Source organism: Shewanella xiamenensis, assembly GCF_024971755.1.
GTDB lineage: Bacteria > Pseudomonadota > Gammaproteobacteria > Enterobacterales > Shewanellaceae > Shewanella > Shewanella xiamenensis.
In genome coordinates this window covers 1,543,757-1,564,855 of the sequence record NZ_CP079718.1, presented here as the reverse complement: position 1 = coordinate 1,564,855, position 21,099 = coordinate 1,543,757, and the positions used below count along the sequence as shown (strand labels likewise).

Genomic DNA, 21,099 nt, shown 5'->3' with positions numbered 1-21,099 from the left:
AGAAATTAGGGAAAATAAAGGTTAGCTATGCTTAAGATTACCCACTATGTGAATGGCCAACACACTCCAGCGAGTACAAGAAGCCAAGATATTTTTGAACCAGCCACCGGCGAATGCCGAGGTCAAGTCTCCCTCGCCAGCAGCGATGAAGTCGCTGCCGCTATTGCCAGCGCCAAAACGGCTTTTGACGCTTGGTCACAGGTAACGCCCCTTAATCGCGCTCGTGTACTCTTTAAATTCAAAGCGTTAGTCGAGCAGCATATGGATGAACTGGCGCAGCTCATCACCCTAGAGCACGGCAAAGTGCTCGATGATGCTAAAGGAGAGCTTATCCGCGGCCTTGAAGTCGTTGAATTTGCCTGTGGTATCCCGCACTTACTCAAAGGGGAGCACACGCAGCAAGTTGGTGGTGGTGTGGATTCTTGGTCCGTTAATCAAGCTTTAGGTGTTGTCGCAGGCATAGCGCCCTTTAACTTCCCCGTGATGGTTCCCATGTGGATGTTCCCAATCGCCATTGCCTGCGGCAACACCTTTATTATGAAACCCTCAGAAAAAGATCCAAGTTCAGTGATGAGGATTGCCGAGCTGCTCAAACAAGCAGGCTTGCCCGATGGGGTGTTTAACGTGATCAACGGTGATAAAGAGGCCGTAGATACCCTGCTCACTCATCCAGATGTGCAAGCCATAAGCTTTGTTGGTTCCACTCCAATCGCTGAGTATATCTACAGCACCGCATCCAAACACGGTAAACGGGTACAAGCCTTAGGCGGTGCCAAAAACCATATGCTGCTGATGCCAGACGCGGATTTAGATCAAGCGGTAAGCGCACTGATGGGCGCGGCCTACGGCAGTGCGGGCGAGCGTTGTATGGCGATATCGGTGGTGTTGGCGGTGGGCGATGTGGGCGATAAACTGGTCGACAAGTTATTACCACAAATCCAACAATTAAAAGTGGGCAATGGCCTCACGCCAGAGATAGAAATGGGCCCCCTTATTTCCAAACAACACTTAGCCAAAGTCACTGACTATGTAGAAACTGGAGTTCAGGAAGGAGCAACCTTACTGGTAGACGGCCGACAATTAACCGTTGCCGATCATCAACAAGGTTACTTCTTAGGGGCGTGTTTATTCGACCATGTCACGCCGGATATGCGGATCTATCGCGAAGAAATCTTTGGCCCTGTGCTATCTATTGTTCGAGTCAACGATTATCCCAGTGCACTTACACTTATCAACCAACATGAATTTGGCAACGGCACCGCCATTTTCACCCAAAGCGGTGAGGCTGCCCGTCATTTTTGTCACCATGTGCAGGTGGGTATGGTCGGCGTTAACGTGCCAATCCCCGTACCGATGGCTTTCCATAGCTTTGGCGGCTGGAAACGCTCACTCTTTGGACCTTTGCATATGCATGGCCCTGATGGTGTTCGTTTTTATACCAAACGCAAAGCCATTACCGCTCGCTGGCCTGTAGGCAAACAGACTCAAGCTGAGTTTGTTATGCCCACCATGAAATAATCCGGAGCCATTTATGACAGTGAGCGTCACATCAATCATTCGCTTTGCCAGCGCACAATCGCCAGTGGAGAGCTATCAAGTCGCCCCTGAAAAGCGTATTGCAGGCAATCCAACTCAGCAATTGCAAAACCACTACTCCAGCCCTTGTAATCAATTCCATAGTGGAATTTGGCAAAGTGAATCAGGCGCTTGGAAAATCAACTACACTGAATATGAGTATTGTGAAATTCTCGAAGGAACCAGTGTGATCACCGATCTTGAGGGACAATCTCAAACCTTTAGCGTAGGTGATCGCTTTATTATTCCAGCGGGATTTCAAGGTGTGTGGCAAGTCGTCACCCCCTGTCGCAAGGTGTATGTCATCTTCGAACAAAACTCACAGTAATACAGAGGTGCGTTTTGCCTCAATGAACAAAGTTAAAGTGAGTTAGCTTTACCGCCATGAGGTCACAGCAACGGAGTTTCCTTGGCTGTTGTTTGGCAAATTATCGGATGTACAAACCTGTTTTAAAACATAAAAGAAGCTTGTGCATCCGTGTCAATCAAGAAAATGGGAGAAATACCGTGAATAACAACCTACAGAAAAAACGGCTAGCACAACTTGCTGGACTCGCGCTTACTACCAGCTTATTTTCCAGCATAGCCAGTGCAGAAGTGTCTGGTGAGATTAGCTTAACTAACGATTATCGCTTCCGCGGTGTCTCGCAAACCGCTGGAGATCCCGCTGTGCAAGGTGGAATAGACTGGAGTTTTGAATCAGGATTTTCCGTCGGCGCCTGGGCCAGTAACGTCGACTTTGATGAACCTGGTTATAATGGCCCAGATGTTGAGTATGACTTCTATGTTGCCTACGGCGGTGATATCAATGATAACGTCAGCTACGACGTGACACTGAACCGCTATAACTATTCGGGCGAGAGTGATCTTGGCTATTTTGAAGTAACGGCTGGCGTCGAGTTTAGCGGATTTCGCGTAGCCTATTGGTATACCAATGACTACGGTGGCACTGATTTAGATTACCACTACGGTGAAGTCAATTATTCCTATGAGTTTGTCGAAAACTGGAATCTCGATCTGCATTACGGCTACAACGTTGGCGATGCATTAGATGATGGTGAAGGCTTCGATAGTTACTCCGACTATTCTGTTGGTGTCTCCACGGAATTAATGGGATTTGGCCTTTCACTTGCTTGGCTTGGCACAGATTTAAGTGGCGATCAAAAAGTCTCCGACGGTGTATACCAAAACGACGATACCGTCCTCGCGAGCGTTAGTTACGCTTTCTAATAGGGTTATCTCATTAGACAAAACACCCTAGTACAAAAGTCATTAAAAAGCCCTCTTTCGAGGGCTTAGTTATTTTTGTCATGAATGTATTATTAATTTGAAGACCAACTGCGCATCTTATGGCCTTTGACTGCATAGAAGAGAATAAACAGATAACAAGGTAACATCACCATATACCCGCCCTGCTGCCCCATATCCGTTGCCGAACTCATTAACCCCCAAGACACTGGACCAAAGGCACCGCCGGCAATCCCCATGATAAGGAGCGCAGAACCCGTACTCGTCAATTTGCCCATGCCCGACAAAGCAAGAGGCCATACGGCAGGCCACACAATCGCATTGGCTAATCCTAAGAAAGCAATCAATAGCAAGGTATCAGGTAAAGCTACGCCCCCAAAAGGCACCAACAAAGTGTTAGCAATAGCGTAGGAATTGTTATCCCCAAACAGAATGCCTAAGGTGAGTAATATGCCTAAAATTGCGGAAATCATCAGCGCTGTCGGTTGAGAAATAATGCGAGGGATAAGGATAATCCCCAGCGTATAACCCAGCACCATGCAAACCATAGTGTATGAGGTCATGACCCCGTAATGCTCAACGCCTAAAGATAACGCAAAGGTACCTATAGTATCGCCAGCGATCACCTCTACCGCTACGTACACAAACAATGCCAACACACCAAATGCTAAGTTAGGGTGAGATAACGCCGCTTTAATCTGGCTTTTATCTGTATGCTCAGCGACTTCATCTTCATTAGATAATTCTGGTAATGGGGATTTTTTCACCGCCAAGGCTAAAACACCGATAAACACCGCCATGCCTAAGTAAGGAAAAACCAAACTATTGGCCATTTCATCAATTTGTACTTGCGTTAATGTTGTGCCGATACGGTCTTTAAAACTATCTAAAATCAACGCTGAGAACACTAACGGTGCAATCACCCCCGCACCTTTGTTCAAAATACCCATCACGCTAACACGCGCCGCCGCTGACTCTTCAGGCCCAAGACGAACAACATAAGGATTTACTGCGGTTTGCAGTAACGTCTGCCCCGCCCCCATAACTAATTGGGCAAATAAAAATAGGGCGAAGACTTGGGTCTTCGCCGCTGGAATAAACAGTAAACCCGCGAGCATCATCACGCCCATGCCCAAGGCCATCCCATTTTTGTAGCCCACTTTACGGATAAGCCACGCCGAGGGCAGTGCAGTAAAGGTCACCGCGATATAGAAAGAAAACAGGATTAATGAAGCTTGGAAGGGATTGAGTTGCAAAATTTGTTTTAAATAGGGCATTAAAGAACCATTCAACCAGGTTGCAAACCCGAGGATGAAAAAGAGTGCTGCCACTATCGCCATAGGGAGAAAACTGCTTTTCTGCTGGCTTTTATCGAGTGTCATTTCCATAAACCTGCTTCTTATAGTAATTAATTTTTTAAGGTGATGGCGGGACTAAAAACCGCTGAGTATTCCGCACATCCGTATCGCAACTCATCTGCAATGGCTAATGTTATCATCCGAACGCACCATTGTTTCAGTGATGTTAAAACAAACAACACAAAAAGACAACGCTGTCATTTGCGATTTAGCCAGCAAAATGGCTTTGTTTGCCTAGAATGAACCCTAAACTCTCAGTTAACCGCTGATTTACAACCAAAGATGCGCAGCGCTGTTTGTTTGCTAGAAATAAAAAAGCCACAGAGTCGAGTCTGTGGCTTTGAGAAAAATCTGCTATCGACGTTAGATCCGCACAAAAATATTGCGACGATACATCCAATACAGCACTAACCATTGAACGGTGAGCAAACCAATCACGGCCGCTAAGGGCTGAGCATTTTCTGGCAATGCCGCGATGACGCCACCGAACACACTCTGGGCGATATATTTCCAATCCACCAGACTAGAGGCCAGATAAATAATGATGGCGTTAGTGCCTATCACCACAAAGATAAAGGCGAGCTTTTGCCATTTGAGCACATCCACTATGGCATAAAACAGCGCTAACAGCAGCATGCTCCAACCGCTAGTGACCAATACAAATGAGCTTGTCCACAGCTCTTTATTGACGGGAATAACCCCATCCAGCAACCATCCTAGGGCCAAACAAACACCACCGGCAACGCTCAATAGACCAACCTTAGCCCACTCCCCTTTTGGATGGGATTTCACAATAAAGTGACCGACAAACACACCCGCTAAGGCGTTGACTACGGCGGGCAGTGTCGATAACACGCCTTCAGGATCGGGCGTTCGTCCTTGATAGCTCACACCAGGCAGTAAAAGGCTATCCACATAAGCATTGATTGACTCTGTGGGTGATAACACTCCAGCCTGTCCACTAGGAAACGGCAACCAGAGTTGCATCGCACCATAGGCCACTAATATGCCCAAGGCCACCAGCACTTGGGTTCGTAAACTGGTATGCCAGACCAGCAAGGCGGCAAAAAACCACGCAAAGGCAATTCGACCTAAGACGCTGGCATAACGGACTTTTTCAGGATCGACAGGCGCCCCCGTCCCCCAACCATGGTTATAAAGAATGCCAAGCAACAACAAAAGAAATAGCCGTTTAATCCCGTGGCGATACACAGGCATACGCTCATGCATTGGCAGTTTATCTAAGCGTTTTGGCGATAATCCAAGGGCAACACCTGAGAGGAAAATAAACAGCGGAAAAATCAAATCATAGAAGCGAAACCCATTCCACTCGCTATGGTGCATTTGGGTATCACCCCATTGCCAGCCAGCCCAGCCCGTCAAGATAAGCAAGGCGCCAAATAGGGCTTCGCCACCTAAAATCCAAAACATATCGAAGCCGCGCAAGGCATCGAGGGACATCAACCGCGGTTTTGACTGACGCTTTTTCGCGGCAGCATCCTGAGCATTCACGCCCGTATTGGCGACAGATCCCGGCGCAGTCGTACTCATACCATTATCCTTTATTATTGTTATTTCACTTATTTTATAACTTTTGAGCAAAATGCAGACTGTACAATAAAAAAACTTAGCCCCTGTCATCAAAATACGACAAGGGCCAAGGTGAACGGTTTACGAACTCAACACACTACGGGCGAACATAAACCGCATTTCCAGCAATATAGTTGGCCAGCACTTTGTGTTGATTATCCAGCAGCACTAAATCGGCACGCTGCCCAACCGCTAACCGACCTACGTTCTTGGCAATGCCAAGGAACTCGGCAGGATACAAAGACGCCATCCGCAAGGCTTCACCGAGCGGTAAACCGAGCATCTTCACACTGTTCTCAACCGCTGTCGCCATGTCTAACACACAGCCTGCCAGTTCACCCGTCACTGCATTTAATCTATCGCCGACACGCAGCACCTGAGTACCAAACAGCTCAAAACTGGTTTCATCATCCATGCCCACTGGCGGCATAGCATCAGTCACTAACATCACTTTGCCACGGGGTTTGGCACGTAGGGCAATTCGAGCGGCAGCAGGATGCACATGGTGGCCATCGACAATCAAACCACACCAAGCGGTTTCGCTCTCAATCGCTGCGCCTACCACGCCTGGCTCACGGGAACCTAAGGGTGACATCGCATTGTAGAGGTGAGTAAAGCCTGTCGCCCCCGCCGCTAATGCTGCAACAACGGTATCGTAGTCCGCATTGGAGTGGCCCAAACACACTTTAACGCCCGACTCCACCAACAGGCGGATCACCTCGGGCGAGACATTTTCAGGTGCTAAGGTGACAACGCAGATACCTAAATCCTGACGGCAAAATATCGCCAGTTCCGCTTCCGAGATCTCACGAATAAAGCCTTGTGGATGAACGCCTTTTTTAGGCACAGATAAATGCGGACCTTCGAAATGCACCCCTAATACACCAGCACTTTTTTGCGCAACCGCAAGAGCAACGGCATCGGCCGCCTTAGCCATCACCTGCACATTATCGGTAATCAGCGTAGGTAAAAAACCTGTGGTACCAAAGCGAGCATGCGCCTTGCCTATGGTCTCGATGCAAGCGACCGTCGGACTAGTATTGAATAACGCGCCGCCGCCGCCGTTAACTTGCACATCGATAAAACCTGGCACTAGGGTGCCTGGATAGCGAATTTCCTTAGCACCCGATGCGGTGTCTAAGCTGGCTATCAGACCATCTTCAATGGTGACAGGCACATCCCGATGGAAGGCTTCACCATCAAACAGTTGCTTGGCAATTAAGGTGAATTTCATCCCAAACCTCTTTTCAAATTACTGCGGCACAACGGCCATCCATTACAGCGTTTGAGTGACTTTTTTCAGCCCAGCGGGTTGGTCAGGGTCAATACCACAGGCAATCGCGACTGCTGCCACGTCAATATAAAAACGTTGTAGCAAGGCTAACGGCGCAACACGTGGGTGAATATCCGTCGATGTTTGGTTTAAATGCACTAAATCTGCGCCACGTTGACTCACATTTTCAATCTGTTCGATATGGCTAGCGTACGACTCATCACCAATGCAGACATCCACAATCGTGAGTTTTTTCTCCACTAAGGTCACAGGACCATGGAGGAACTCAGCGCTACTAAAGGCTTCGGCATGGATAGAACACACTTCTTTTAACTTAAGTGCGATTTCCTTAGACACGGCATAACCTAAACCACGGCCTAACACAACTAAGTTTTTAACGTTTTCAACTGATTCAGGCGTCAGTTGTGGCTCAGCATCAACCGCCGTTTGCAGCGCTTGTGGTAAAGAGCTTACCGCTGCGGCAAGGGATTCGCTCTGCGTCCACGCCGAGGCTAATTGTAGAATCGCCGACAGAGTCGCAAGGTAGCTCTTTGTTGCAGCTACGGCTTTTTCTTCGCCTGCACGTAATGGTACCACCACATCGACGATGTCCTTAATTGGTGCGGTTTCATCGTTCACTAACGCCACACAAAACGCGCCTGCGTTTTTCGCCATACGCGCTTGGGCTAAAATATCAGGGCTACGGCCAGATTGTGAAATCACAATCACTAATCCGCCTTCTAACTTCAAGGTTTTACCGTAAACGCTGGCCACAGATGGCGCGGCGGCAAACGTTGGCACGCCGACTTCAATTTCAAAAAGATATTTAGCAAATACACCCGCATGGTCCGATGAACCACGGCCCACAATCATCACAAAACGGGGATCGAAAGCACGCAGTTTTTCACCTAACTGCTGCATTAAATCGGCGTTAGCGGCTAACTGACCCGCAATCTTCTGCGGCGCGGTGCGAGCTTCTTGCTCCATAATAGTGTTTGTCATGTTATTTACCTTACAAATCAATACGGGTATTGCTTTAGCACTGATGCGCTAAAACGGCTTATTCATTAATGTTGATTGAGTTAAATTGCTGCTGAGCGAAGTACATGGCACCCAATTCTGGCGGCGCTAAGGTTTCAGAAATCTTGACCACCACATCGCTGCCAAGCCATGCCTGTAAAGGTTCGGCAAGGCCGCCGATCATCGAGAAACGCACCGGATTGAGGCTAAACAGCTTGCGTGCCATTTCACTGATGTAATCGGCACCTTCCTGCACAATCCCGCGAGCGACTTCATCACCCGCGTTTGCACAATCGAGTACGCTTCTGGCTAATTCGGCATAGCAACTCGAAGACTTACCGGCGAGATGCTCGACGATGCCCAAGGCATCACTTACCCCAAAATGGTTTAACAGCATCTTGGTTAAAGCAGTCGGCGCGGCAAAGCCATCGAGGGCGAGTAACACATGCTCGGCGGCTTTTAAGCCAAGCCAAGCACCGCTGCCCTTATCACCCAGCGCAAAACCGTGGCCACCAATACTTAAGCTGTCATCACCTACATGGGCATAACCGCAAGAACCCGTACCCGTAATGATCACCGCACCATCCGCGCCGCGGTGTGCACCGATACAAGCGGTGTGAAGATCCGTAGTGACATACATGGCGGCAAACGGATGCTGCCAGCTGATCACATCCTGATACAGGCGCGGCACATTGACTCCCGCCAGCCCTAAGCCCGCGACGAGTAAATGGCTATCGGTTTCCTTCATGCCCGCATCCAACAGAGCTTGGCGAGTCGATGCTTCAATCGATGCAAATGCTTGTGCAAGACCATGCAGCGGATTAGCGCGCCCAGCAACACCTGTCCCTAAAACGGTACCGTCCGCAGTATAGATAGTGGCTCGGCACTTACTGCCACCGCCATCAACACCGATAAACAGTTGTTGATCTTTTGTCTGGACTAACCCCATGACATCCCTCTTCATCTCTTAATGCAGCGCTACCGTTGCTTATACTTATGCCGTTAATACGACACTCAACTTTAGTTAACTCAATGTTACAGCAAAAATGACAGCGTTGTCATTTACTTTTTGAAGCAATTTCTAATCAAATGTCAGGCGAAAGAATTGACTGAAAGTGAAAAAGAAAAAGGCTGTATTTTTCTTTTAAAATACAGCCAGATACATAACAGATTAATTAACGATTAAGCTTCTGCCTTTGCGGATACCATCAGCAGCAATAGCACGGATCTGAACGGGCGCAGTTACCGCCTGCCCTGCTTGATAGGATTGCCATTGCCCACTCGTTTGCCGCCACTCAATCTTAAGTCCTGGATAAGCCACGTTGGCAAACAGTTTACCGTCACGGATCTCGGCACCGACAGTCGGCACTCGGTAATCGATACCCGCTTTATCGAGTTTGATAAACTCCTTATGTCCTAAGGTGTTAGCCATTTGCTGCCAAGATTGTGCCTGCGCGTCACGCATTGCCGCAGTAAAGTGCCCAGTGCTTTGGTTATACAATGCACCTTGATATTGGTAAGGCACTTCCCACTCTGCTTGATGCCAAGCACGCTCAGCCAGCATCAATAAACGAGGGAAAATCATGTACTCAACGGTATCGTTGCTGCGAATGGTTTCACTCCACAACTGCCCCTGTAAACCAGCAAAGTTTTTACCTTGCTCCCGTGGTCCAGATTTTTTGCCTTTCTCATCGATTCTTGCCCTATCGTCGGCTTCGAAAGGCAGATTTTGCAAGTCGGTCCACTGCTCCGCATTCGCCACTAAGTTATCCGGCATAAAGCTAAACACTTTGTGCGCGTTGGTGGCGCGGCTTGCCCAATAATAGCCATGCTCTTTAGGATCGGCTTCGTAGGGAAAATCAAAATAAAGCACTTCAGGATTCGAGAGCACCACATCCCAGCCGTTGTTCACTTGCTGATTGGCATGCTCATATCCTTTATAGGCGATCACATCCCAAATATTGGATTGGACTTTAGCAGGCATATAGCTTGGGCGAACATGGCTCATGCCATCACTCCAACCTGCGGCTTCAATGCCTTTTTCCGCCAGTTGATTCGATATCCGCTCAATAAAGTAAGCGCCTAAATCCTCGATAGATTTAACGCCTTTATCGTTATTGGCTACAAAGGATAAACACTCAGGAGATTGCTTCCACGCCCCAGCGGTTTCGTCGGCGCCGATATGGTATCGAGTTAATGGTTGACCCGCGGCTTGGTGTAATTTGGCAATTTCATCAATCACTTTATCGACAAACTGATAGGTCGATTCCATACAGACGTTCAAAGTGTTGTCGTTGTAATACTGCACCGAAGAATACACAGTTGTATCAGCCGCATCCGACAACAAATAGGTTTTCGCCTCAGTAGGCTTACCTTGGGCGAGTAATTTACGGTAACGCGCCTCCATGGATTTTATCGCTGCGCGACTATGGCCAGGCATGTCCATCGAAGGGATCACTTGAATTTGGCGGGCATCGGCATATTTGACTATATCGATATAGTCTTGTTTGCTATAGAAACCATTAACGCTCGACTCCGCAACAGGCCCACTGCCAAGCTGCGGTAACAAACAGGTATTTTCCTCAAGATCGTGGCAACGCTTACTACCAATATCGGTCAGTTCAGGCAGGCCATCAATCTCTAAGCGCCAACCTTCATCATCGGCCATATGCAGATGTAATTTGTTGAGTTTGTAAGCCGCCATTTGATCAATCAACGCAAAAATCATCGCCTTACTGTGGAAATTACGGGCCACATCGATATGCATACCGCGGAATGGATATCTTGGGCTATCTTCAATTGTCATCGCATTTACGCGCAAATCCTGCACATCGATTAAACTGGCAAGCGATGATAACGCATAGGAAAATCCTGCCGCATCACCTGCGGCAATTTTGATACCATCGGGTTTGATATCCAGCAGATAACTGCTCTCTACGCCTTGGCGCCAGCTCAGTTTCACCACTAAGCCTTGGTCTGACTCTTTAACGCCCAAACGTGCTAAGCGTTCAAGCGCCGCAGCCACTTGCTCGGTTTTAAAAGACTGATTTTCAGCGGATGGACTCAATACTGACGCGACATCCAATGTAATGCCAGAGGTGAGTGATACCGCTTTATCGTGAGAATGGATCGTCACTTTTTGCGGCGTAGGAATAATGGTATTCACCGCTAAGCTGGCATCTTCACTGACATTTTTGTTGTTGCTAAATAACTGCGCTGGCGTCGCAGGCACTAATTTATCCGCATCAGTGCGGCGATACTGTTTCACCATATCGGTGAACGGCTCAACATAGGGACGCACTTCCATTCGAGTATCAGGATCTTGCTGCACTTGCGTGCTGGCAATCACCACTGGCGATAAATCCCCAGCAACGATGTAATAGTTTGGCATGGCATCGGTTTCGGACAGTTGCCAAAGCTCACCACGGAACCTTAAGGTCTTTTTAACTCCTTTGTTAAAACCGCTAAATGTCTCAGTAGGCGCAATGCGATAAAGATCGCCCTTGATATGAGTGATGGAGAACTCTTTGCCTTCAACCGTTTGCACCGGACGCATCTGGCTAAAATAAATCGCCCAGTCGTGACCTTGGAGATCAACGCCAGGGACAAAATCAATTTCAGCCACAAAACAACGACCTTCAGCGGCGGCTTTATCACAGTTATTATCGGGTCGGTTGGTGAGCACGCGATAACTCACGCCCAAGGTATCCCCAAACTGCTGCAATTGCGCTTGGGTTAATGACGCAGGCGTGGCGAGCTCGGCTGAGCTTGGCACTGGCACATTCACTGTTTTAGGCGCTTGGCTACAGGCACTTAAACCTAATGCAAATAAAATGGCGGTGGCGGCAATCGTTTTATTCATGATATTCCTTTTCTAGCTTCAGAATTGGCTACAATCTGAAGGAAGTTACTAACGTCCGCAGTCTTTCCCCTTGGTGAAACAGTCGCTCACTCGATTGTGCTAGATGCTCACTATCGAGAGAGGCTGAACCTGAGACATTGGCAAGATCATTTAATGTACGAGAAATCGCTTCGGTGACACAGGTTTGCTCCTGCGCCGCATGGGAAACTTCGATATTCATATTACTGATATTGGAAACTAAATCAGTCACTTTAGATAGAACGAGCTTAATTTCTTCCGAACGGTTGACCCCTTGATTGGAGAGAGTCTGGCTCGATTGCATCACATTCACGGTTTCGGCCACTCGGCTTTGCACCTGTTGGATCATTTTTTGGATTTCTCCCGTCGCCTGTTGGGTGCGACTCGCTAAAGAGCGCACTTCATCGGCAACGACGGCAAAACCACGCCCCTGCTCACCCGCTCTGGCAGCTTCAATCGCGGCATTTAACGCCAGCAGATTAGTCTGCTCAGCAATGCTGCTGATCACCACCACAACTTCATCAATACGCTGCGTTTCCTGTTGTAACTGCGACACCGACTGAGCCGAACGTGTTAACTCAGCCGCAAGTTGGCGAGTAATGGCTAAGCCCGAGTCAAACTGACGCTGGCCATCGTCAACCGCCCTATCGGCTTGGGTTGCCGCATCGGCGGTACGTTTAGCATTGATGGCCACTTCGTTGGCACTGGCACTCAATTGAGTCACGGCCGTGACTGCGGCTTCGGTTTCTTTAAGCTGAGCTTGCACCCTTTGATTGTTGCTTTGCGACAACGTGCCCAGCGCTTTAGCATCGCCCAATAGCAGACCAGAGGTTTCATGCACCCTTGAAATCGTGCCGTGAATGTGTTCGACAAAACCGTTGAAAGCATTGGCGAGTTTGCCAATTTCATCTTCAGTTTCAACGGGTAATCGATGACTTAAATCGCCATCACCATTAGCAATCTCTTCTAACGCGGTGACAACCTTATCTAATGGGGTGATCACTAAACGCTTTAAAATAATGAAAATCACGAAGAGGCTGCCCGCTAAAATCAACAAAGCCTGTATAAAGTAGCTCAGCAACAACTCGGATAACTGCGCTTTTACGGGCAAAATGGAAAAAGTAATGGTTAAGCGTCCGGTAGGATTACCTTGGTCGCTGAACTGTAACTCTCTTGTTTGTAGATAGTTGATGGCAACTGCCTCGACTTGTTTATCCTCAGCAAGCAGTTTACCGCGATGATCCATAACGGTAATTTGATAAATTTGTTCAGACTTTAACATGACGGATAATACAGCCCGGATCTGTTCGTAATCGTAGGTAAAAATCGGCTGTGCCATTGTGACTTGCAGATTAGCGACCGTATTGTCTTCAAAGGCCATTTCGCTGCTCATTAACTTATTGCTCGCCAACCAATAGGACGCCCCAAACAAGGCGCTCACTATCATAAATATCGCCGCAGCTAGCCCAATTTGTACTTTTAAGGCTAAATTTTTCATTATGTTGCACCTTGCATACTAAATAGATCTAACCACAGCTCCTGGCGTTCAATCGGCGTTAAGGGATGTAAATCTGGCGTATCTAAGCGGATAATCACGCGCCGCTCAAACTGCGCATCACGGTAGAGCTGCTCAATCTTAAGTTCACGATTAAACATTTCATCGAAGCTACCGTCGCTAATCATGTGTTCAAGCCCCGCTAAGATTGCCTCAGCTAACTCGGGGCGTTTTGGTGAGACAAAAAAATAGGCCGGAGAGCGATATTGCAGCAGGATATGGCTATCAATCTTAAGTGCGGGATCGGGGTGGCTCGCAAGTTCATCGCCGATTTCCTGTGCGCCAAGCGCAAGGTAGTCGAACCGGCCACCTTCTAACATCGGGTATAGATTGGTGTACTGATAGCTCGCTACCAACGGCACACCATTGGCTTCGAGAATGCTCGCATCAGGCCAATAACGGTTTTGCCCAGCGGTTAATTGTTTAAAATCCGCCAGTGTTTTTACGTTGGCAAACTTAGCCTCATCACTCTTACGGATAATTAATAATCTGTTACCAAGCAATCCCTTAAACAGTGGGATCCGCACTGGTAGCATGGTTTCCTCAAGCTCTTTGGAAGTCATGCTCCAAAATACGTCAACAGTGCCGGCAAGTGCTTCTTCTGCATTGCGTTTTTGGTTCATCTGCGTCGACATTTGTTCTACTTGATACGGCTTGCCGGAGCGGCGCAGCGCCTCTTTAAGCAGATTAAACTGCCATTGCTGTTGGATGGTAGTCACTATCTTGATAGGAGTGGGATTGCTTGCCGAAGAAGTGCCAGCCGCAAAAGCAGCATTAGTAAGCGTGAACGACATTTGCTCCACAGCGGCTATCGCGGTGAAACTCAACGCACACAGCATAACGCTCGGCCAGAGTCTCAAGATGGACATCAACAAACGCTTAGCCAGAGTTGTCACTACGCTGCAAAGCAATGTAGCAATATGAATAACCATGAATCGCAGCCTCTTTTATAACTGGAAAATCCAGCGAGTTTTATTTATTAATGCCGCTAACTTGTTTGCTTATACTAAGCAAGGTCGCTCTACCTAAAAAAATGGCTGGGCACTGCTTACAGTACCCAGCCAACGCTAGTTTCTGGGGAGAGACTATCAAATATTAAAGACAAACGTACCGCCGCCCGACCAGCAATACTTCTGCCAAACACATGAATAAGGAGACCTCATCCTCTTCATGCAGACCTTACTAAACAACGCATCACACAAGCAGATGACAGCGTTGTCATTCATTAAATTACACAAGAAAGAACAGGATTTCTACATTTTTTTGACAATTAGCTTTATATTTTTAAGAAAGATAAATTTATTCTTTAAATTTCAATTGGTTAAATTTAAATCTATATTTATCAACCTATGTGACAACGCTGTCTTTGACTGATAACATAGGTGCAACAACTCAAACGACACACTCAGTTATCTGAAAAAGATGCTCACATATATCCCTACCTTTAAGCGTAAAAACACCTTCAGCGGCCAATATTATCGGTCGTTAACGGTACTGCTCACTCTGTTAAGCACATGGATAGTTTGGTTTGTCCAATTCGCACAACCATTTGAGTTAATTAAAGAATATGGCAAGTTTATATTTTTAGGAATAACAGGAGCTATCTTTGCTAATTCAACTGGAGCAGGCGGAGGCGTTATTTTCATCCCTGTTTTCTCTAGTTTAGATTTTACCGAAACTCAAAGCGTTTCAACGTCTTTTATGATCCAGTGTTTTGGCATGACTGCTGGCGCAATTTCATGGTCAAGATACTATCAACGGCATCACCATATGGATAAAACTTGGTGTGGTTTTATTCCATGTATCTTGCTTTGTGCATGCTTTTCAGTACTCGGCCTTTGGAGCAGCGAGTTATGGCAACTGACTTCGCCCTCTTCGCTCCACACCAGTTTTAGTCTTTTCTCTATCGCGCTTGGGATAGCAATCATTTTCAGCAGTCAACACCGCTATTTGCAAAGTAAAAGTCTTAAATCCATAGACTATTTTTGTTTAGCGGTTATTGGTTACTTTGGCGGGATCATCACCGCTTGGTTGTCTGTTGGTGTAGGTGAACTGATTGTAATCTATCTGATGTTACGGGGTATCTGCGCCAAGATGGCCGTCGCGGTTGGCGTTGTGGTATCGGCCATAACCGTTTGGTCGGCAAGCCCAATACACGTGTTCTCCGACCACAGTCACGCTTTATATGACTTAGTGCTATTTGCAGGACCCGGTGCAATTATCGGAGGATTGTTAGCCCGCAAGCTGGCGTTATTTCTCCCAGTCAAAACCTTAAAACTGTTTTTTGCAAGCTGGATTATTTTGACTGGGAGTGCGATGCTAGCAAACTAAATAGCCCAGTTATAATAGTTCGTTTTAATATTATTAAAACGAACTATATAAAATTGAGTTTATTTTTCCATCACTAAATCAATTAAATTTAATGAGCAAAGATGCGCATAAATAGCCGAATAGAAACCTCGTTTAGCAAAATCAAGCAATGTCGTATCGTCTAGCTGCTGCAGTTTTCCTTCATCAACGGTATATATTCCATCAATATTAGTTTTAGTGCCATCAAGTGTAGTCACTGTTAATGTACGTGGTTGCAACAGTCCATGATTGAGTAACACTTTGATAAAGTACTTTGTCATCTCATGATAACTAGCCTGTAAACTCGCCAATTCAAGTTTTTTTGATAAATAAACCGTTTGATTGCCTGAATCATCAAATAAACGATGCGCTTCATGTTCTGCCACTGATGAATTATTGACATCAACACCTAAGATAACTTTGTCGTTATCTATATAACTCATTCCAAAAGGATACAATTGAACTTGAATAGGTAAATAGCGACATTGCCACTGACCGTTTTTGAGCAACTTATTAGAATTAGGCTTAAGTGCAGTAATCGCAATGGAGAGGAACTCACCAGTTTGAGCGTTTTTTGTAAACACGATAGGGAAACTGGTCGCAGCAGACATAAACTCTTGAACCTGAAGAGGGAGCATATGCATAGTTTCAAAAAGGCTGTAATCAACCTTATCCCCAATCGCTAAATTTTTATGACTTGCGTCATTTAAAGGTACAAATTGTGTTTTCATTTTATTTTTCCTTTTTACACATTAAAATAAAGTGCTTAGATAGCTTGCAAGCCATAAGTACAAATCTTATCAATCAATTCTCTATGTTCTGGTAACCCCTCAAACATTTGGCGCTTCACATTTGACATGTTACTCATATAAGCATTCAAATTAGCTTTTGCGACTAAACCTCTATCATGCGGTTGAGTCGGATATTTCATCCCATAAAGAACATATAAGTAATTATCTAAGTTAAACACCTCAAATTTTGAGGGGAAATCCTCTGCAATAGGGCTAAATGACTTCCACATGTTAAGCCGCTCTTTTAACGGCTCAGGAATTGTCTCTTCACGCTGATTATCAAGCCAAAATGCCGAGTCAGTTCTATCTGACAAACAATAATGCAATTTGGCAAATTCGACGACCCTTTCCCATGCGTGGTTAACAGTGCGATTAAAACGCATTGATAAGTAATCCACCTCATCTTTATTAGCAGGGAAACGTTCAGCAAGAAATCGAGCAGAAAAGTCCGTTAATAAAATTGAAGTCGCTTCTATGGGTTCTAAAAAGCCCTGTGCCAGCCCTAATGCAACGCAGTTTTTGACCCAAAATTGTTGACGATAGCCGACCTTCATTGGGATTTTGCGATGGGGAATATCGGCGAGTTTACCACCAAGATAACGGTCAAACTTTTGTTCAGCTTCAGTTTGATTCATATGCGCAGATGAATACACAAATCCTGTACCGCGGCGCTGGGTAAGTGCAATATCCCAAATCCATCCCGCTTGATGGGCAGTTGCTTTAGTATAAGGAGGAATAACATCAGCTGGCTGGGTCGGAATTTGCGCAACTAATGCCGTATCAATAAAAAGTTGCTGCGCTTTACTGATAAATGGCACTTTTAATGCCTTAGCTAACAAAATAGATTCAAAGCCACTGCAATCAATATAGAAATCAAAAGATAGATTCCCCTGCTCAGCCTGCAATGACTCGATAGCGCCATCTACACCTAAGCACACGTCGTGTACTGTCGTTAAAATATGCTCTACATTAAATTTCTCAATGGCATTTTTAGCGAGTAATTTGGCAAACTTTGCTGCATTAAGGTGATAGGCATAGCCTAAAACACCAGCATATTCTGGCGTAGTAATGAACTTTGGTGCTTTAGCCGCTTCGCAAGCTAAATGCTGTGGGGAAACAAAATCGGCAAAATGTCCGCTTTTTTCGGCCAACCAAGTCGATACAGCGTCACCTTGGTGTAAATTAATGATATCGAATAGATGATGATAAAAATTATGCTTACCGTGACGCGATTTATCTAACCAGTTCACAAATTTAATAGACTGTTTAAACGTGACATCGCATGTTCGAATAAATTCTGACTCACTAATACCAAAACTCTGTAATGATTTTCTAATCGAAGGCACTGTACCTTCCCCGACACCAATAATAGGAATATCAGGAGACTCAATCACTGAAATAGATAACCCAGAACGCCCCTTCAACGCTCGGCCTAAGTGGTTCGCCGCTAACCAACCTGAAGTACCGCCACCTATAATAGCTATTTTTCTGATTGTCATCACGAGCCTCTAAATTGGAGAAACCTAAGTTTATTATTAAATTTATTGATAATAAAAAGCCTAGCGAATGCTAGGCTTTTTCGTGATTAAATTGAATTAGAAGCGTAACGCTACACCAAGCTTGTAGCGAGCTTCACCATCGAAGCTCCATACTGGGTAGTTATCTTTAAATTCACTAATAACACCTTCTGCATCAACAGGTGAAACACCTTTCTGAATACTGTCTTCTTCAAGTAAGTTAACTACTTCAAATGTTACAGATAGATAATCTGTCACATTATAGTTAGCACTTAAATCTACTGTGCCATAAGCTTGATGCTCGCGGTTACCGTAGAAACCTGGTAATTCACGCATCATATACTCTGAACGCCAGTTATATGCTATACGAGCAGAGAAATCATCCATCTCGTAGTAACCGACTAAGTTTACAGTGTGCTTAGATGAGTCAGAAAACACTCCAACACGATCAGCATAATTTTCGGCAGGTGAGGTTGCATCGGCAAAGGTGTAGTTAGCGGAGTAACCAAAACCGTTATCGAATGAATCTAGTAATTGCAGTTCAATACCATCTATTGAACCACCTGTAGCATTATAGTTTTCACTCACTGTCCAACAGTCATATATACCTGCACCACAGGAGCTACCACCTTGACTCACTAAGTTTGGATCTTCAATACCAATTTGTTGATTTAATTTTTCACGGGTTGAAATAAATGAACTAACATCTTTGATAAAGTAAGTTGCTGCAAATAAACCTTCACCGCTGAAATACCACTCTAAGCTTAAATCTGCTTGAGAGGCTTTAAATGGCAACAGATTCACACTCCCAGTTACTTTCTTTTCGTTACCTGGAGTACCGTCGTTAAAACCAGGTAATTTAGAAGTCGCAAAAAGATCTGCGTAGTTAGGGCGAGACATAACTTGTGCTGCTGATGCTCTTAAAATTAAATCACTTGCTAAATCAAATGCAATGTTAACGCTTGGTAAAACATCATTATAGCTTGCCTTATCTGTACTTAAATCATCTGCATAAGTACCTTTTGTACTGAATGCGTAATAATCCGATTCAACATCGGTAGAGATATATCTTAAACCGAAATTACCCCGTACACCTTCACCAGCAAATGTGGCCATAGTGTATAGAGCTAAGTTTTTCTCTTGAAGCGTACCGTAACCAGATTTGTCTAAAGTAAAGCCATCAATGGCGGCATAAGCATCTCTGATCATATTGTCAAAGATAGGCTTAGGTAAGGTAAAACCTGCACCTGATGATATAGTTCCTGAGTAATATTCAGAGGCGTCTTTTGCAGTAATATTTGATGATTGCGCAGCTTCAGTCGTTTGAGTTACGTCATGATCCGCATAGCTAATACCTGATTTAATTGAGGTAATAACACCAAACTCAACTGGAACTGTTATATCAAAGGTCGCAAATGACTCTTCATCAGTATTAGGTTGTTTTTTCAACGCCCAACCAGCAGTTTCCAACTTGCCATTAAAATCACTGGCATCGAAAGCATTATTAGCGATGTCAATTTTGATAACATCACCAGTTGCATCGTAAATACCCGCAAAATCTGCCGCTTTACCAATTGACTGACCATAGTTGGATGTCAAATCGGTACCACCCTCAGCTTTAGTCTTACCGATACGGCCTTCTAACTTATAGGCATCAGCTTGATATGCAAAATCGAGGTCCACTGTATCAGAGGACATGCTTGCCTTACGAGCCCAAGTTTGTGCCCATGCAAAACCACCTTTATCGGTATGCTCAACTAAAGTACAAACACCTGCGGCATTTTTCTTAAGACACTTGTTTTCACCCTGTTGGGTCGGGAATAAGAAAATTGACGTATTGGCATTGTTTGCATCAAGCTGCAAACTCATAACATTTAGACCGAACTCAAGGCTATCAGTTGGTCTGTATTGGAAAGCAGCATTAACAGCTGTGCGTTCACGGTCTTGTTGGAAAGTTGTTGGAACAATTTCCCCCCAACCAAGTAACGACTCAATACCATTACGTTGGTATTCAGTTTTATCTAATGAACCAGCAACTAAAAAGCCAAATTTTTCGTCTTCAGTTTTCCAGCTATATAAACCTGAGGTCTGCGGATCTGTCGCTTCAGAAACAGTACCGTAATCACCTTTCGCACTTAAAAATACAGAATTAGCTTCTAAATCAAGCGGCTTACGAGTCTTAACTAACACTGTGCCGCCAATACCGCCCTCTGCAACATCAGCCTGAGAAGATTTCTTGACCTCTATACCACCAACTAATTCGGGAGGAAGTAAGCTGTAATTAAAACTGCGATCAATGGCTTGTTGATCAAACCATCCTGTTGAGGCGACAGAATGCCCATTTAATAATGTGCTAGTAAGTTGGCTAGAAGCACCTCGAATAGAAACTTGTTGACCTTGGCCAAACTGACGGTTTACCGCAACACCAGGAATACGGCCTAAAGACTCCCCCACGTCACCGTCAGGAAATTTACCAATATCTTCAGCGGTCACAGCATCAACAACAGCGTCAGAAAAACGTTTGTCGTTAACAGAAGCTTTCATTGAAGCTCTCATACCACGCACTTCAATTTTTTCAATATTTTCAGGAGCGGCAGCAGTTGCAGCCGCTTCTGCAGCGACAGCACTGATTGAAACCGCGCTGCCGAGGAGGATAGCAATGTTTGTAGCTAGTACACTTTTCTTAAAGGATGATGGTCGCATCTCGTTTCCCTTCCATAACTTTATTATCGTTTTAGTATTCATAACCATTCCGATGGAATGACAACGCTGTCATGTCTAGAGCAAACATTACACAATAATTAACAGCCTTGCCACAACAAAATAACTCTGGACGAAAAAAAATGTCATAACACTGACTTTGGCAGGATAGAATCTGAATATATTTAAGCAAAAATAATCACTTAAATAATTTGATGTAAAATTACAACTTATAACGGAGTG

General features: G+C 45.5%; 15 protein-coding genes. 4 read left to right on the top strand and 11 right to left on the bottom strand.

All coding sequences use genetic code 11. The features are described 5' to 3' along the window. The first annotated feature begins 27 nt into the window (after positions 1-27). The 3 genes from KXJ80_RS07995 (at position 28) to KXJ80_RS07985 (ending at position 2,805) form a co-directional block, all read left to right on the top strand. Positions 28-1,518 carry a CoA-acylating methylmalonate-semialdehyde dehydrogenase gene (locus KXJ80_RS07995; RefSeq protein WP_099457654.1) on the top strand — a complete coding sequence of 497 codons (1,491 nt, stop codon included), beginning with the start codon at positions 28-30 and terminating at the stop codon, positions 1,516-1,518. Positions 1,519-1,531: 13 nt separating this feature from the next. After that, positions 1,532-1,903, top strand: a complete 372-nt coding sequence (locus KXJ80_RS07990; protein WP_055648318.1) for a cupin domain-containing protein — start codon at positions 1,532-1,534, stop codon at positions 1,901-1,903. A gap of 179 nt (positions 1,904-2,082) precedes the next feature. Continuing rightward, entirely contained in the window at positions 2,083-2,805 is a 723-nt protein-coding gene (locus KXJ80_RS07985) for a TorF family putative porin (protein ID WP_055648319.1), read from the top strand. Between the two features lie 92 nt (positions 2,806-2,897). On the opposite strand, the gene nagP is transcribed toward KXJ80_RS07985, so the two are convergent. The 8 genes from nagP to KXJ80_RS07945 all read right to left on the bottom strand — a co-directional run bounded on the left by nagP (position 2,898) and on the right by KXJ80_RS07945 (position 14,431). Next, positions 2,898-4,205, bottom strand: a complete 1,308-nt coding sequence (gene nagP / locus KXJ80_RS07980) for an N-acetylglucosamine MFS transporter NagP (protein WP_099458503.1) — start codon at positions 4,203-4,205, stop codon at positions 2,898-2,900. 339 nt (positions 4,206-4,544) lie between these two features. After that, complete coding sequence (gene nagX / locus KXJ80_RS07975; RefSeq protein ID WP_218738116.1) at positions 4,545-5,732, bottom strand: transmembrane glucosamine N-acetyltransferase NagX; 1,188 nt, start codon at positions 5,730-5,732, stop codon at positions 4,545-4,547. 136 nt (positions 5,733-5,868) lie between these two features. Continuing rightward, on the bottom strand, positions 5,869-7,005 hold the full coding sequence (gene nagA / locus KXJ80_RS07970) for an N-acetylglucosamine-6-phosphate deacetylase (RefSeq protein ID WP_218738115.1): 1,137 nt from the start codon (positions 7,003-7,005) through the stop codon (positions 5,869-5,871). Between the two features lie 42 nt (positions 7,006-7,047). Continuing rightward, positions 7,048-8,046, bottom strand: a complete 999-nt coding sequence (gene nagB-II, locus KXJ80_RS07965; RefSeq protein ID WP_218738114.1) for a glucosamine-6-phosphate deaminase NagB-II — start codon at positions 8,044-8,046, stop codon at positions 7,048-7,050. 58 nt (positions 8,047-8,104) lie between these two features. Further along, the gene (nagK, locus tag KXJ80_RS07960; protein WP_208659795.1) at positions 8,105-9,013 is read right to left on the bottom strand and encodes an N-acetylglucosamine kinase; all 909 of its coding nucleotides are present in this window, start codon (positions 9,011-9,013) and stop codon (positions 8,105-8,107) included. 222 nt (positions 9,014-9,235) lie between these two features. After that, positions 9,236-11,926: a beta-N-acetylhexosaminidase gene (locus tag KXJ80_RS07955; protein WP_218738113.1), complete on the bottom strand. Its 2,691-nt coding sequence runs from the start codon at positions 11,924-11,926 to the stop codon at positions 9,236-9,238. 28 nt (positions 11,927-11,954) lie between these two features. Beyond that, positions 11,955-13,442, bottom strand: a complete 1,488-nt coding sequence (locus KXJ80_RS07950; protein ID WP_099457648.1) for a methyl-accepting chemotaxis protein — start codon at positions 13,440-13,442, stop codon at positions 11,955-11,957. Then, on the bottom strand, positions 13,442-14,431 hold the full coding sequence (locus tag KXJ80_RS07945) for a substrate-binding periplasmic protein (RefSeq protein ID WP_218738112.1): 990 nt from the start codon (positions 14,429-14,431) through the stop codon (positions 13,442-13,444). Before KXJ80_RS07945 ends, KXJ80_RS07950 begins: the two co-directional genes overlap by 1 nt. A 490-nt stretch (positions 14,432-14,921) precedes the next feature. Here KXJ80_RS07945 and KXJ80_RS07940 point away from each other — a divergent pair, with 490 nt between their 5' ends. After that, positions 14,922-15,830 (top strand): sulfite exporter TauE/SafE family protein, encoded by a 909-nt coding sequence (locus tag KXJ80_RS07940; RefSeq protein ID WP_218738111.1) that lies wholly within the window; start codon positions 14,922-14,924, stop codon positions 15,828-15,830. Positions 15,831-15,889: 59 nt separating this feature from the next. On the opposite strand, the gene KXJ80_RS07935 is transcribed toward KXJ80_RS07940, so the two are convergent. From KXJ80_RS07935 to KXJ80_RS07925, 3 genes are all read right to left on the bottom strand, one after another. Continuing rightward, positions 15,890-16,579, bottom strand: a complete 690-nt coding sequence (locus KXJ80_RS07935; RefSeq protein ID WP_218738110.1) for a SapC family protein — start codon at positions 16,577-16,579, stop codon at positions 15,890-15,892. Between the two features lie 35 nt (positions 16,580-16,614). After that, entirely contained in the window at positions 16,615-18,138 is a 1,524-nt protein-coding gene (locus tag KXJ80_RS07930) for a tryptophan halogenase family protein (protein ID WP_218738109.1), read from the bottom strand. 96 nt (positions 18,139-18,234) lie between these two features. Further along, the gene (locus KXJ80_RS07925) at positions 18,235-20,859 is read right to left on the bottom strand and encodes a TonB-dependent receptor (RefSeq protein ID WP_037421023.1); all 2,625 of its coding nucleotides are present in this window, start codon (positions 20,857-20,859) and stop codon (positions 18,235-18,237) included. Positions 20,860-21,099: the final 240 nt, after the last annotated feature.